The organism is Streptomyces sp. NPDC048191, assembly GCF_040652655.1.
Classification (GTDB): Bacteria; Actinomycetota; Actinomycetes; order Streptomycetales; family Streptomycetaceae; genus Streptomyces.
Map to the genome: position 1 here is coordinate 19,282 of NZ_JBEZMO010000006.1, position 14,179 is coordinate 33,460.

Consider the following 14,179-nt stretch of genomic DNA (forward strand, 5'->3'; position numbering starts at 1 on the left):
CTCAGGGTGAGAGCGGTTGCCCTGCACCCGGCAATCAGTGGTGCACGTCACACGGGGTGGGGTGTTCACCCGACAGTACGTAGGGTCGGTAAGAGCTGCTCACCTTCGGCGGGCGGCAGGGGTAAGAGCACCCGGTAAGAAACCTGAACAACGGATCCGGGCGACGACAGGGGCCGGCCCCGGGAGCGATCCCGGGGCCGGCCCCTCGTGACGGTTCGGGTCAGCCCGCGTTCACACCGTCCTGGTCACCGGCGGGCGTGGTGCGCGGACCGGGCACCGCGTTGGTCAGCTCGGCCGCCTCGGCGGGGTCCGCGTTCGCGGCACCCAGCCGGGACTGCTGGCCGACGTTGCGGGCCTCGGCCTTGAGGCCCAGGTCGGCCACCGCGGTGTTGAACTGGTCGATGGACCTCGGCTCGTCCGGGCCCAGCAGGTACTGCTTGAGCTCCTTGCGGGCGTCCAGCAGCGTGTCGGCGGACGGATCGCGCACGGCGTCCAGCAGGCCGCCCAGCTGGCCCGCGTCGTTGGAGAGGATCACCGCGGCACGCACCGCCGTGTTCTGCCGCTTGAACTCCTCGGGACCGAGCTCGGCGGAGTCGGTGACCGCGTACGGCTTGCCGCTCGCGATGAAGTCGGAGACCACGGAGGAGATGTCGGAGACCATCGCGTCGGAGACGTTGAAGCAGTCGTACAGGCGCGGCTCGGCGCCCGTGATGACGCGGTGCTCGTACGACGGGAAGGACCGCCAGTAGGCGGTGTTCCACTCGGCGCGCAGCCGGGCGATCTCCTCGTGCTTGGCCACGTCGACGACGCCGTCACGGGTGGCCTCGGCCTCGTCGCCCTTGTCCCCGCCGGCCGCGGTCAGCTGGGCGAGGCGGGCCTCGATCCGGCTCAGCTCGGCCTTCGCCCGGTCCATGGCGGCCGCGTCCGCGGTGAAGCGGGGGTCGGCGGCGCGCTCGGCGGCGGCCTTCTCGACCAGGGCGGTGATCCGCCGGTGCGCGGCGCCCGCCTCCTTGCTGACGGTGCCGGTGAACGGGTGCGGCTTGTACAGGACGCGGACCGGCGGGTCGGCCGTGATCAGCTTCTTCACGATGTTCACGCCGGCCAGCACGATCGAGGTGTTGCCCGGGTTGCCGTCCCAGCCCTCCCAGGTGGGCGCGTAGAGAACCGTCGGCATGCGGTCCTCGGGCACGCCCTGCCAGCCCTGGATGGGCGCGAGCTGCGGGCGGCCGACCTCCACGATGTCGTCGTCGCGGATGCCGACGTCGGCGATGGCGTAGCGGTCGCGGCCGGCGCGGCCGGCGGTCCACACCTCGTCGTAGACCTTGCTGTACGGGTTGACGCTCGCCAGCTTGTCGCTGTCACCGTGGCCGATGAAGACGTGCTTCATGGTGGGGACGCGCAGCAGGTGGATGTTCTTGCCGACGTTGGCCGCGTACAGGGCCACGCGCACGGTCGTCAGGTCCAGGTTCATCAGGTGCACCCCTCCGGGCACGCAGATGACGGGGACCGTGGTCGGCGCGAGGCTGTTCAGGATGGCGCGCTCGCGGAGGATGATCAGCGGCCGGGTGTCCAGCTGCTCCATCGTCTCCAGCCACATGTTGACCTGGTACGCGGAGTCCTTGGAGCCGGAGAAGTACAGGACCGTCTCCGGCCGGTAGGCGGCCAGCCAGTCGTCGACGGCGGCGAGGACCACGTCGGCCCTCGGCGGGATCTTCCGGCCGCGCACGTACGGCACGAGCACGAGCACGTACAGGACGCCGAGGCCGACGGTGAGGCAGATGCCGGCGTAACCCGCGGCGGTGGAGGAGTCCAGCTCGGCGGAGACCAGGATGCCGATCACCGCGAACAGGTCCAGGTGGAGCATCTTCTCCGCGCTGCGGTGCAGCAGCCGGCGCGGCGGGGCGTCCGGGATGCGGATACGGGACTTCAGGTCGATGTTGCGGGTGGCGACCGGCATCCGGCGGCGGTTGCGGATGAGGGTGACCAGCGCGCCGTGCGGGGCCTGGAGGCCGTAGAACGCGATGAAGCAGGCGACGGCGCCGTAGAAGATCAGGTCGTCCGCGTGCGAGAGGCGGGCCAGCAGCAGGATCAGCAGCAGCTGCCGGATCAGGAAGCGGATCGACAGACCTGCCCGGATCTTGCTGAGGCGGTTGATCAGGTAGCTGCCCTTGCGGTGCAGATAGTGATCCGCCAGGTACGTCACGGCGGCCAGGGCCGCGAAGGCGGGCACGCTCGGGACGAGCGCGGCCAGCATGAGCGCGGGGAAGCCCAGGATCATGAGGGCCGCCGCGGCCAGCTCGGCCGCGCTGCCCACCCGGGCGACGCGAATAGCGGTGGATATCACGGGGAAACCTGCTCTGGGAGGGGAGTGCCGGTTTTATTCATTAATGCGGGGGATGTACGGATTCAGGCCTCTGCTAACGCCCGGTGAATGAGCGACAACAGAGGCCTGAAATTCCTAAAAGCTATTGACGAATTATTACACGCCGTCCTGGCGGTCCAGAACAGTGGCCAGCGCCTGCTCGAACCCGGAGGCCTTGGCCGCGCCCGCCGTCGGGTCCTGCTGACGGACGTCGATGACGTGGCCGGTCAGCTCCGACAGCAGCACGTCCAGCGAGGTACGGGCCACGGCCTCGGAGGAGAGCAGCGAGCCCGCGGGCTCCTGTCCGAAGGCCTTGGTCCGCATCGGGGTGGCGGTGCGCTCCGGGTTGATGCAGTTGACGCGGATGCCGTCGCCGGCCCACTCGTCGGACAGCGCCTGGGTGAGGTTCACCATGGCGGCCTTGGTGGAGGAGTACAGCGAGTACTCGGCGCGGCCGCGGGTGTAGCTGCTGGAGGTGTAGAGCAGCAGCTGGCCCTTGGTCTCGGCGAGGTACTTGTAGCTGGAACGGGCGATCTGCACCGGGGCCAGGTAGTTGACCTTCAGCGCTTCCTCGATGGTGGCGTTGTCGGTCTCGGCGAGCTTGCCGATGCGCAGCACGCCCGCGGTGTTGACGACGTAGTCGATCCGGCCGGTCTCCGCGTACGCCTTGGACAGCGCGTCGTCGACCTCCTCCGGGTTCTCCACGTGGGTGCCGGTGGTGGAGCGGCCCAGCGCGTAGACGTTCGCGCCGTAGGACCCGGCGAGTTCGGCGATGTCCTTGCCGATGCCGTAGGAGCCGCCGAAGATGACGATCGTCCTGCCGGTGAGCAGGTCGCGGTAGGCGTCCTCGCTCACCTGCTCGGGCGCGGCGGTGGAGGCGAGCTGGAACAGCTTGTCGGCGATGAAGACGTCGACCGGCTGCGTCACCTTCATGTTGTACTCGTCACCCGCGACGACGTGGATCGGCACGTCCGGCAGGTACTTGAGCACGACGGAACAGTCATCCGTGGCCTGGAAGTTGGGGTCGCCGGCGGCGACCTCGTAGGCGCGGCGGATCGTGGACAGCTTGAAGGCCTGCGGGGTCTGGCCGCGGCGCAGCCGGGAACGGTCCGGGATCTCGGTGATGAACTCGCCGTCCTGGCCGTGGGTGCGGGTCACGATGATCGTGTCCGCCGACGGGATGGCGACGTCCACGGCCTCGTAACGCTCCAGCGCGCTCACGCAGTCGTCGATGACGCGCTGCGAGAGCAGGGGGCGTACGGCGTCGTGGAAGAGGACGTTGCGGTCCTCGCCCTCGGCCAGGCCCTCGCCCAGCGCGGAGATGGCGCGCTCGGTGGTCTCGTTCCGCGTCGAGCCGCCCTCGATGATCTTCTTCACCTTGGTGAAGCCGGCCTTGGCGACGATCTTCTCGACGTCCGGGACGTAGCCCGGCGCCATCAGCACGATGACGTCGTCGATCGAGTCGGCCTTCTCGAAGGTGGTCAGGGTGTGCTCGATGACTGCCTTGCCGGCGATCTTCAGCAGCTGCTTGGGGATCGACAGACCCACCCGCTGACCGGTGCCACCGGCCAGGATCACTGCGGTGGTTCGGGGCTTGGCTATGTGCTGGGACACAGATGACCTACCTTGGGGCGTCAGGGAACCGTGAAATGCTCCCACTTTAGGTAAGCGCAGTGCAAGGTGAGCGACATCCCATGCATATGTGAGCGCAACCTGTCATTCACCTTGCACTCCCGGTGATTGGGGACGGGTCCCGCGAACCCCCGTGAATTTGCTGTGAGTAAGTCCACAGGTCGGTCCACAGCTCGGTCACAGGGGAACGCACAGGCCCGTTCAGCGCCGTCCGAGACGTTTCAGACAGCGGTGCCCGAGTACTCGCAGAAGGTCCTTCGACGACGTCTGGTGCACGGTTCGCGCGGGCGCCCCGCCACCCGCCGCCGAGGCCACGGCGGCGAGGGCTCCGTACAGCGCCCGGGCCGCGACCTCCGGGGCGATCCGGGGCTCGGCCGGACCGGGCTCCGGGTGTCCGGGGAGCGCGGACAGCAGTGCCGGATCACCGAGGATCCGCACCCCCAGCGCGGCGATCCGCCCGGCTGATTCGGCGCCGATCTCCGCCGCCGCCCGGGCCGCCCAGTACGGGGTCACGATCTTCACGTCTCCGGGCTCGGGAGAGCACGCGTTCTTCATATGGAGCACGGCACCGCCGCGGACGAGACGGGAATACAGCTCGTCCGGCAGTCCATTGCCGCGGAATTCGACATTAAGATTGCGCAGCATTTCGGTCTCGGCGAGGGTAAGAGAGCGATTCGCCGTGTCCGGGACGGGCTGGAGGAGATTCTCCGGCAGGCCGAGCAGCGCCTCGAAGGTGCGCAGCAGGCCCCCGCGGTCACGGTCGTCCACCACGACCACGGTGACCCGCTCGGGACCGACGGCCCGCGCCCAGCGCTCGACCAGCAGACCGTGCCGGTGCCGGTGCCAGAAACTGGGGTTGGGCTTCTCGTACGGCGGCTTGCGGAGCATGTGCTCCAGCCAGTCCGCGTACCCCATGCGCAGCCCGTTCTGCACGTACTGCTGCCACTGCGAGGGCATGATCTTCACCAGGGGTCGCAACGTGACCAGCACGTGCACCCGGTCACCGCCCAGCTCCTCCACGATCCGGGCGATCGTCGCGTCACCGTCGGCGTCGGCGAAGAACTCGCTGCTGATCACCGAGGTCCGCCCGCCCGTGGCGGCCACCTGCTCCAGCAGCCTCCCCCAGTGCCGGCCGGTGGGCGCCGTGTCCCCCATCATCGCGGGCCGGGCGCAGGCGGCGAGCGCGGCTTCCATGGGGTGCCGGGTGTGGGCGGGGAACTCCACGCCCCATTCCGGCAGCCGGCCCTTCGCCGCGAAGAGGGCTCCCTGGATGGCGGTCGTACCCGTCTTGTGCGGGCCGATGTGCAGCAAGCGGGTGCCGGGCGGCAGGGGTGCGGGGGTCGTACAGTCCGTCTCCATGGTCACCGGACGGTAAGAGATTTACCTAAGGCTTACCTGAGAGCGCCATGGGACTGCGCTGAGTCCCACGGCGCCCGCACCGACGGTCGGACCACGGTCCACAGCACGATGCCGTCGGGCAGCGGGTCGCCCCGGCGGTCAGAAAGCGGCGGCGGTCGGGCGACGGGGCGGTCATACGCTGACTCCCTTGCCGCGATGGCCCCTTCGGACAGGGCGAAGCTCCCACGGCCGGACGGTCCGCCTGCTGTACGACCATCGCGAGCATGACAAATGAGTAGACAACAGGAGATCCGTTGCGACGCGGGAACACCTCCGCGTCACAACGGATCTGACGGCAGATCGGAATCGGGCCGCGGAATCAGGAGCCGAAGCGGTAGCCCAGCTGCGCGCCCGTCGCCACCGTGCCGAGCGTGCCACTCGCGAAGCTGAACGAGCCGGTCGCGGTGAGCCCGGAGGAGGTGGCGGGCAGCACCCACACCGCCCCGGCCCTCGTGTTCTCCCCCGGTGCGCCGACGGCCAGGTCGGCCCGGCCGTCGTGGTTGGCGTCCACCAGGCGGACAGCCGAACCGAACGAGTCGCCCGACTCGCCGGCGCCGGGCACGCCCCCGGTGTCCTGGCTGAACGCCTTCGCGCCGGTGCCCGTGGGGCCGTTCGCGGTGCCGCGCAGGGTGACGATCCGTCCGCCGCTGCTCGCGCCGGACACGCCGACCGCGATGTCGCGGTAGCCGTCGCCGTCGATGTCCGCGATCGAGAGGGCGGCACCGAAGTGGGACCCCGGCACGGCGGTGCCCGGGACACCGGAGCTGTCCTGGTTCATGATGACCGCCTTCGTCCCGTCGGGTCCGGCCGCGGTGCCCGGGATCCAGGCGATCCGGCCGCCCTTGGCGAGCGGGGTGTCCACATCGCTGTCGGCGCCCTCCATCGCCCGGCCCACCACGATGTCCGCGTAGCCGTCCCGGTTCACGTCACCGACGGCGAGACTCTCGCCGCCCTGCATGGCGTAGCCGCTCTTGTCCCGCACCATCGTGTACGGGTTGAGCCCGTTGTGTGTGCCGGTCCAGACGGCGACCGCGCGGGCGTCCCACTCGTCGCCGTCGTTGACGGCGCCGACGACGTCGGTGATCCCGTCGCCGTTCACATCGCCGGTGGCCAGGTCCAGGAAACGGCTGTTGCCGGGGTCGGTGATCAGCTGCGCGCCGTGCGTGGTGGAGCCGGTCCGGGTGAACGGCCCGCTGAGCACCCGCAGGTCCTTGGCGTTCTCGACGGTGACGACATCGGGTGCACCGTCCCCGTTGACGTCCCCGACCGTCAGATGGCCGGGACCGCCGAACGAGTCGTACGCCTTCCCGCCGGCCAGGGACGCTCCGCCGGACAGCCCGTTGGGGCCACCCCAGAGCACCTCGATCAGCCCGGCGTCGGTGCCGGCGGCCGAGTCCTCGCCGCCGACGCCGACGACCAGGTCGGCGTAGCCGTCCCGGTCGAGGTCGGCGGTGGACACGGCGCTGCCGAAGCCGTCATCGGTCTCGGCGCCGCCCGGCACGCCGGCGCTGTTCTGGCTGAGGACCTGCTTGGTCGAGGTCTTCAGCCCGCTCGGCGAGCCGTACACGACGGCGACGTAACCGGCGCCCTTCTTGCCGTCCACGGTCGCCGAGGGCGCGGCGACGGCGAGGTCGGCGTAGCCGTCACCGTTGAAGTCGTCGTGCAGATGCCTGCTGCTGGGCACCGACGCGGTGGCCGCGTGGGCGGGGACCGCGAGTCCGCCGACGGCCAGGGCGATGCCGGTGGCGATCGTCAGGGTGCGCCGGTGGCGGGGACGGGGGTGGGACACGTGAGCTCCGGGAGTCGTGGAGACAGGAGTGCGGCGCCGAGAGATCTCGGCGCCGCACGGTTCGACTCACCTGGGCGGGCCAGGGTTGCCCTGAGTGCACCCTGTGTTTTCCCGGTGTTCAGAAGAACTCAGGAGGTCACGGGCACCGCGTCCTACTCGAACGGGTCGAAGTCGTCGTACTCACGGAGTGCCTCGTCCCGCTCGGCCTGCTTGTCCCGCCGGCGCTGCGCCGCGGGCCGTTCCCCGTCGAAGCGGTGGTCCTCGCCGCGGCGGCCCAGCATCTCCGCACCGGCCATGACCGTGGGCTCCCAGTCGAAGACGACCGCGTTGTCCTCGGGGCCGATGGCGACACCGTCGCCGGACCGGGCGCCCGCCTTCATCAACTGCTCTTCCACGCCGAGGCGGTTGAGCCGGTCGGCGAGGTAGCCGACGGCCTCGTCGTTGTTGAAGTCGGTCTGGCGGACCCAGCGCTCGGGCTTCTCGCCGCGCACCCGGAACAGCGGCTCGCCGCCGACCTCCTCGCGGGTCACGGTGAAGCCGGCGTCGTCCACGGCCTTCGGCCGGATGACGATCCGGGTCGCCTCCTCCTTCGGCTTCGCGGCGCGCGCCTTGCCGACCAGCTCACCGAGCGCGAACGTCAGCTCGCGCAGCCCGATGTGGGCGACGGCCGACACCTCGAAGACGCGGTAGCCGCGGGCCTCCAGGTCGGGGCGGACCATCTCGGCGAGGTCCTTGCCGTCCGGCACGTCGACCTTGTTCAGGACGACGATCCGGGGCCGGTTGTCCAGTCCGCCGTACTGCCGCAGCTCCTCCTCGATGACGTCGAGGTCGGAGACCGGGTCGCGCTCGGACTCCAGGGTCGCGGTGTCCAGCACGTGCACCAGCACGCTGCACCGCTCCACGTGCCGCAGGAACTCGAGGCCCAGGCCCCTGCCCTGGCTCGCGCCCGGGATCAGACCCGGCACGTCGGCGATGGTGTAGACGGTCGAACCGGCCGTCACCACACCGAGGTTCGGCACGAGCGTGGTGAAGGGATAGTCGGCGATCTTCGGCTTGGCCGCGCTGAGCACGGAGATCAGCGAGGACTTGCCGGCGCTCGGGTAGCCGACGAGCGCCACGTCGGCGACGGTCTTCAGCTCCAGGACGATGTCGTGCAGGTCCCCGGGCTCGCCGAGGAGGGCGAAGCCGGGCGCCTTGCGGCGGGCTGAGGCCAGCGCCGCGTTGCCGAGGCCGCCACGGCCGCCCTGCGCGGCGATGTACGACGTGCCGTGGCCGACCAGGTCGGCGAGCACGTTGCCCGCCCTGTCGAGCACGACCGTGCCGTCCGGCACCGGCAGGACCAGGTCCTGACCGTCCTTGCCTGAGCGGTTGCCGCCCTCGCCGGGTTTGCCGTTGGTGGCCTTGCGGTGCGGGGAGTGGTGGTACTCCAGCAGCGTCGTGACCGACTGGTCCACGGTGAGGATGACGTCACCGCCGCGGCCGCCGTTGCCGCCGTCCGGGCCGCCGAGCGGCTTGAACTTCTCGCGGTGGACGGAGGCACAGCCGTGGCCTCCGTTACCCGCGGCGACGTGCAGTTCGACGCGGTCCACGAAGGTGGTCATGGTGGGGTGCCTCCAGCACTGCGAAAACGTACGGATATGTCTCTGCTGTAACACGCGAAAGGCGGACCCGCCTTCCCGACCGGGAAGTGAGGTCCGCCTCGCGAAACGTTCGGTCTGGGCCTGGGCTCAGGCGACCGGAACGACGTTCACGACCTTGCGGCCGCGGTGGGTACCGAACTCCACCGCACCGGCCTGCAGGGCGAACAGCGTGTCGTCGCCGCCACGGCCGACACCGGCGCCGGGGTGGAAGTGGGTGCCGCGCTGACGGACCAGGATCTCACCAGCGTTCACGACCTGACCGCCGAAGCGCTTCACGCCGAGCCGCTGGGCGTTGGAGTCGCGACCGTTCCGGGTGGACGATGCGCCCTTCTTGTGTGCCATGTCTCCTCAGTCCCTTACTTCGCAGCCGTGGGGATCGACGTGACCTTGATCGCCGTGTACTGCTGGCGGTGGCCCTGCCGACGGCGGTAGCCGGTCTTGTTCTTGTAGCGCAGAATGTCGATCTTCTGGCCCTTGTGGTGGTCCACGACCTCGGCCTGGACCTTGATGCCGGCCAGCACCCACGGGTCGCTGGTCACAGCGTCGCCGTCGACAACGAGCAGGGTCGAGAGCTCGACCGTGTCGCCAACCTTGGCGGTGGAAATCTTGTCAACCTCAACGATGTCGCCGACAGCAACCTTGTGCTGGCGACCACCGCTGCGCACGATGGCGTACACGCGGATCTCTCTTTCGCTCGAAGAAACGGCACCCCCGCAGGCCAGCCGCCCAGAACCATCACGGACGACCTCTCCCGGCCAACCTTGCGCCCGGGAGGAAGAGGTTTACGGGGATGTGGCATGTTCAGTGGACACGCCGACGGTCAAGGTTACGGGGCCATGACCTGGGGGGTCAAACCGGGCCCCGGTGGGTGTGGGGCCGGTCACGCGGACCGGCCCCACACCCGGGGTGTCAGCCCTCGTCGGCGACGTCCTCGGTGGAGACCGTGGTGGTCTTCTTCGCCGTCGACTTCGCCGCGGCCGTCTTGGCCGCCTTCTTGGCCGTGGTCTTCTTGGCGGCCGTCTTCTTGGCCGCGGTCTTCTTCGCCACGGTCTTCTTGGCGGCGGCCTTCTTCGCCGTGGCCTTCTTGGCGGTCTTGCGGGCCGCCTTCTTCGCCGGAGCCGTCGCCTCGGCCACCTCCTCGGCCGTGACGTCGCCGGCCGGTGCCTCCTCCGCCGCGGCCGACGGGAGGACCACCACGGCGGCCTCCTCGGACGCGGTCGGCGCGCCGACCTTGCGTACGGCACGACGGCGCGGGCGGGCCGGGGCCGCGCTCTCGACGGGCTCGGCCGCCTCCTCGACGGCGGCCGCGGCCGGGGTCTCCTCGGCGGGCGCCTCGGCCGCGGGCCGGGCCACCGGCACCTCGGCCGCGGGCTCGGTCTCGGGCACCGTCACCACGGTCGCCTCGGCCCCCGCCGGGGAACCGGCCGGCGCCGACACCTTCCGGGTCGCACGACGGCGCGTACGGCCCTTGGGCGCGGCCTCCTCGACGGCCTCGGTCTGCGGCGCCGGGACCACCTGGTCCTCGACGGCCGCGGGCTCGGCCAGCGCCTCGGCGGCCGGCTCCGGACGCACCGGACGCGCAGCCGCCTCCTGGGCGGTGACGTCCTGCGCGGTCGGCGCGGCAGCGGCCACGGCGGCCTCCGCCTTCGGGGCCTCGGCCTTCGGAGCCTGCTCGCGAGGGGCCTCCGCCTTCGGCGCGCCCGCGGGAGCGGAGGAACGGCGGCTCGCGCGACGGCGCGAACGACCGCGGGTGGCCGCCGCCTCCGCCTCGGCGATGCTGCTGTACAGCTCCTCGTCCGGCGCGAACTCGGGGGCGGGGAGAGCGACCGGCTCGGCGACCTCGGCGGCCACCTCGACGGCGGTCTCCACCTCGGGCTCGACGGCCTCGCCGGTCTCCACGGCCACCGCGGCGGTCTCGTGCACGTGCTCGTGCACCTCACCACCCCGGCCGCGCTTCTTGCGCTTGCCGCCACCGCCGCCGGCCGCCGCGCTCGGCTGCTCCATGTGCACGATGACACCGCGGCCGTTGCAGTGGACGCAGGTCTCGGAGAAGGACTCCAGCAGGCCCTGGCCGACCCGCTTGCGGGTCATCTGCACCAGGCCCAGCGAGGTCACCTCGGCCACCTGGTGCTTCGTACGGTCGCGGCCCAGGCACTCCAGCAGACGGCGCAGCACCAGGTCGCGGTTGGACTCCAGGACCATGTCGATGAAGTCGATGACGACGATGCCGCCGAGGTCGCGCAGCCGCAGCTGGCGCACGATCTCCTCGGCCGCCTCCAGGTTGTTCCTGGTGACCGTCTCCTCCAGGTTGCCGCCCTGGCCGGTGAACTTGCCGGTGTTGACGTCGACGACGACCATCGCCTCGGTCTTGTCGATCACCAGCGAACCACCGCTGGGCAGCCAGACCTTGCGGTCCAGCGCCTTGGCGAGCTGCTCGTCGATCCGGTACGTGGCGAAGACGTCGACCTCGGAGGTCCACTTCTGCAGTCGGCCGGCCAGGTCCGGGGCCACGTGGGAGACGTACCCGTGGATCGTCTCCCAGGCGTCGGCGCCGCTGACGATGACCTTGGAGAAGTCCTCGTTGAAGATGTCGCGCACGACCCGGACGGTCATGTCCGGCTCGCCGTACAGCAGCGTCGGGGCGTTGCCGTTCTTCGACTTCTTCTGGATCTCCTCCCACTGCGCCTGCAGCCGCTCGACGTCCCGGCGCAGCTCGTCCTCGCTCGCGCCCTCGGCGGCGGTGCGCACGATGACGCCCGCGTCCTCGGGGACGATCTTCTTGAGGATCGTCTTCAGCCGGGCCCGCTCGGTGTCGGGCAGCTTGCGGCTGATGCCGGTCATCGAACCCTCGGGGACGTACACGAGGTAGCGGCCCGGGAGGGAGACCTGGCTGGTCAGACGGGCGCCCTTGTGCCCGATCGGGTCCTTGGTGACCTGCACGAGGACCGACTGGCCCGACTTCAGGGCGGACTCGATGCGGCGCGGGCCGTTGGCCATGCCCAGCGCCTCGAAGTTGACCTCACCGGCGTACAGGACGGCGTTGCGGCCCTTGCCGATGTCGATGAAGGCGGCCTCCATCGACGGCAGCACGTTCTGGACCTTGCCCAGGTAGACGTTGCCGACGTACGAGGTCGACTGCTCCTTGTTGACGTAGTGCTCGACGAGCACGCCGTCCTCCAGGACGCCGATCTGGGTGCGCTCGCCGTGCTGGCGCACGACCATGACGCGCTCGACGGCCTCGCGGCGGGCCAGGAACTCGGCCTCGGTGATGATCGGAACGCGGCGGCGGCCCTGCTCCCGGCCTTCCCGGCGGCGCTGCTTCTTGGCCTCCAGGCGGGTCGAGCCCTTGATGGACTGCACCTCGTCGGACGGCTCGCTGGGCTTGCGCGGCTCGCGGACCTTGACGACCGTGCGCTCGGGGTCGCCCTCGCCGGGCTCGGCGTCCACGGAGGTGTCACCGGCACGGCGACGACGGCGACGCCGGCGGCGGCTGCTGGAGCTGGAGGCACCGGCCTCGTCGCGGTCCTCCTCTGCGTCCTCTTCCTCCTGCTCGGCGGTGTCCTCGGCGTCCTGCGCGGCCTGTTCGGCGGCCAGTTCCTCGCCCTCGGCGTCCTCGCCGGCCTCGCCCTCGGCGGCCTCACCGCGACGACGGCGGCGGCCGCCACGACGGCGACGGCGACGCGAGCCGGACTCCTCGAAGCCCTCGGCGCCCTCCGTCTCCTCGGCCTCCTCGCCCTCCTCGCCCTCGGCGAGGTCCTCGGCGGACTCCGGGGCCTCCTCGGCCTCCTCCGTCTCGGCGGCGGCCTCGGTCACACGGGTCTCCTCGGCGGCACCCCGGCGGCGGCGACGGCGGCGCGAGCCGGTCTCGGCGCGCTCGTCCGCCTCCGTGTACTCCTCGGGCTCCTCCGTGTCGGCGGTCTCCGCGGCGGCCTCGGCGGCGGCGCGCTCCGGGGTCTGGAACCTCGGCTCGGTGAACACCGGCGCCTGGAAGACGGCGACGGCGGGGCGGGCGGGCCGGCGCGAGGTCTTGTCCTCGGGGGCCTCGCTCTCGGTGGTCTCCGACGCGGGCTGCGTCGTCCGCTCGGGCTCGGAGAACCCGAACGCGGGCCGCACGGCCCGGCGCCGGGCACGACGCGGGGCGGCCTCCTCGGCGGGAGCCTGCGGCGCCTGCGCGGCGGCCGGGGCCTGCACGGCGGGCTGCTCCTGGGCCTCCTCCGCCTCGGCGGACTCGGCGCCGTCCTCGGCGGTGGGCGCGGACACCCGGCGGGTGGCACGGCGACGGGTGCGGCGCGGGGCCGCCTCCTCGGCAGCCGGCGCCTCCACGGCCTCCGCGGTCCCCTCCGCCTCCTGGGCGGCCGGAACGGCGGCCTCGACGGCCTCGGCCTCCTCGACGGCCTTCGGGGCACCGGCGGGGGCGGAGGCGCGGCGGGTCGCGCGACGGCGCGTACGGGCGGCGGGCGCGGCCTCTTCCACGGCGGCGGGCGTCTCGACGACGGCCTGCTCCGGCGCCTCCCCGGCCTCGGCGGCAACCACGGTCGCCTCGGCGGCCTCGGCCGCAGCCGGCGACCCGGTGGACGCGGAGGCGCGGCGCGTGGCCCGACGGCGGGTTCGTCCGGCGGGCGCGGCCTCCTCGGCGGGGGCGGACTCGTCCGCGGTGGCCTCGGCGGCACCGGAAACGGGCTCGGCCGGAGTGGAGACGCTGCGGGTGGCGCGCCGGCGGACGCGGCGCGGCGCGGCCTCCTCACCGACGACGACCTCGCCGCCCTCGGCGACGGCAGCGGGCTTCTCGGTCTCGGCGGCGGGCGTGGCGGCCGGTACGACGGTCTCGACAACGTCGGCGGTCGACGGCGACCCCGCGGGCGCGGAGGCGCGGCGGGTGGCACGGCGGCGCGGACGGCCGGCGGAAGGGGCCTCCTCGGCGGCGGGTGCCGAGGCGGCCTCGACGTCCTCCGCGGCCACAAGCGTTTCCTCGGCCTCTTCGGCCGCGATCACCTCGGCGACCTCGTCGGGGTCGGCGGCCGGTATGGCCGGCACGGTCACCTCGGCGGGAGCCTCGGCCGCGGCCGGCGGGCCCGCCGGGCGGGAGGCGGCACGGCGACGCCTGCGCGGCGGCAGGGTGTCGCTCGGTGTGTTCAGTTCGGAACCCTCGTTGGGTTCGGTCGGCTCGAGCATGCGGGCGTTTCTCCCGTCAGGCCCCCGGGCGCCGCGCCTGGTCCGGCGACGGTCCGAAAAGACCGTCCGCCGTTGACGTCCACGGCCCGCGCGATCCGCGATGGCCGCCGTCCGGGGCGCGGGCGCCGCACGGGAGCACTCTGTGTCCTGTCTCGCCGGTTCCGTACGCCTTGTCGGTACGGCCTG

General features: G+C 71.7%; 8 protein-coding genes. All 8 read right to left on the reverse strand.

The genetic code is table 11. From position 1 onward, the window contains the following. Nucleotides 1–220 precede the first annotated feature (220 nt). Nucleotides 221–2,344: a hypothetical protein gene (locus AB0D93_RS12290; RefSeq protein ID WP_362117338.1), complete on the reverse strand. Its 2,124-nt coding sequence runs from the start codon at nucleotides 2,342–2,344 to the stop codon at nucleotides 221–223. 135 nt (nucleotides 2,345–2,479) lie between these two features. Beyond that, nucleotides 2,480–3,976: a bifunctional cytidylyltransferase/SDR family oxidoreductase gene (locus tag AB0D93_RS12295; RefSeq protein ID WP_362117341.1), complete on the reverse strand. Its 1,497-nt coding sequence runs from the start codon at nucleotides 3,974–3,976 to the stop codon at nucleotides 2,480–2,482. Between the two features lie 219 nt (nucleotides 3,977–4,195). Next, nucleotides 4,196–5,353, reverse strand: coding sequence for a hypothetical protein (locus AB0D93_RS12300; RefSeq protein WP_362117344.1), 1,158 nt, complete (start codon nucleotides 5,351–5,353; stop codon nucleotides 4,196–4,198). 358 nt (nucleotides 5,354–5,711) lie between these two features. Further along, nucleotides 5,712–7,181, reverse strand: coding sequence for an FG-GAP-like repeat-containing protein (locus AB0D93_RS12305; RefSeq protein ID WP_362117347.1), 1,470 nt, complete (start codon nucleotides 7,179–7,181; stop codon nucleotides 5,712–5,714). Between the two features lie 152 nt (nucleotides 7,182–7,333). Then, nucleotides 7,334–8,782, reverse strand: a complete 1,449-nt coding sequence (gene obgE, locus AB0D93_RS12310) for a GTPase ObgE (RefSeq protein ID WP_362117350.1) — start codon at nucleotides 8,780–8,782, stop codon at nucleotides 7,334–7,336. A gap of 126 nt (nucleotides 8,783–8,908) precedes the next feature. Beyond that, nucleotides 8,909–9,163, reverse strand: a complete 255-nt coding sequence (rpmA, locus tag AB0D93_RS12315) for a 50S ribosomal protein L27 (RefSeq protein ID WP_055703572.1) — start codon at nucleotides 9,161–9,163, stop codon at nucleotides 8,909–8,911. A 14-nt stretch (nucleotides 9,164–9,177) separates the two neighbouring features. Next, nucleotides 9,178–9,498 carry a 50S ribosomal protein L21 gene (gene rplU, locus AB0D93_RS12320; protein ID WP_009188585.1) on the reverse strand — a complete coding sequence of 107 codons (321 nt, stop codon included), beginning with the start codon at nucleotides 9,496–9,498 and terminating at the stop codon, nucleotides 9,178–9,180. Nucleotides 9,499–9,730: 232 nt separating this feature from the next. Next, nucleotides 9,731–13,993, reverse strand: coding sequence for an Rne/Rng family ribonuclease (locus AB0D93_RS12325; protein ID WP_362117355.1), 4,263 nt, complete (start codon nucleotides 13,991–13,993; stop codon nucleotides 9,731–9,733). Nucleotides 13,994–14,179: the final 186 nt, after the last annotated feature.

What these genes read in the sequence shown, in the direction of transcription:
- AB0D93_RS12300 (WP_362117344.1), bottom strand. Translation starts at nt 5,353, where the DNA reads ATGGAGACGGACTGTACGACCCCCGCACCCCTGCCGCCCGGCACCCGC.
- obgE (WP_362117350.1), bottom strand. Translation starts at nt 8,782, where the DNA reads ATGACCACCTTCGTGGACCGCGTCGAACTGCACGTCGCCGCGGGTAAC.
- rpmA (WP_055703572.1), bottom strand. Translation starts at nt 9,163, where the DNA reads ATGGCACACAAGAAGGGCGCATCGTCCACCCGGAACGGTCGCGACTCC.
- AB0D93_RS12325 (WP_362117355.1), bottom strand. Translation starts at nt 13,993, where the DNA reads ATGCTCGAGCCGACCGAACCCAACGAGGGTTCCGAACTGAACACACCG.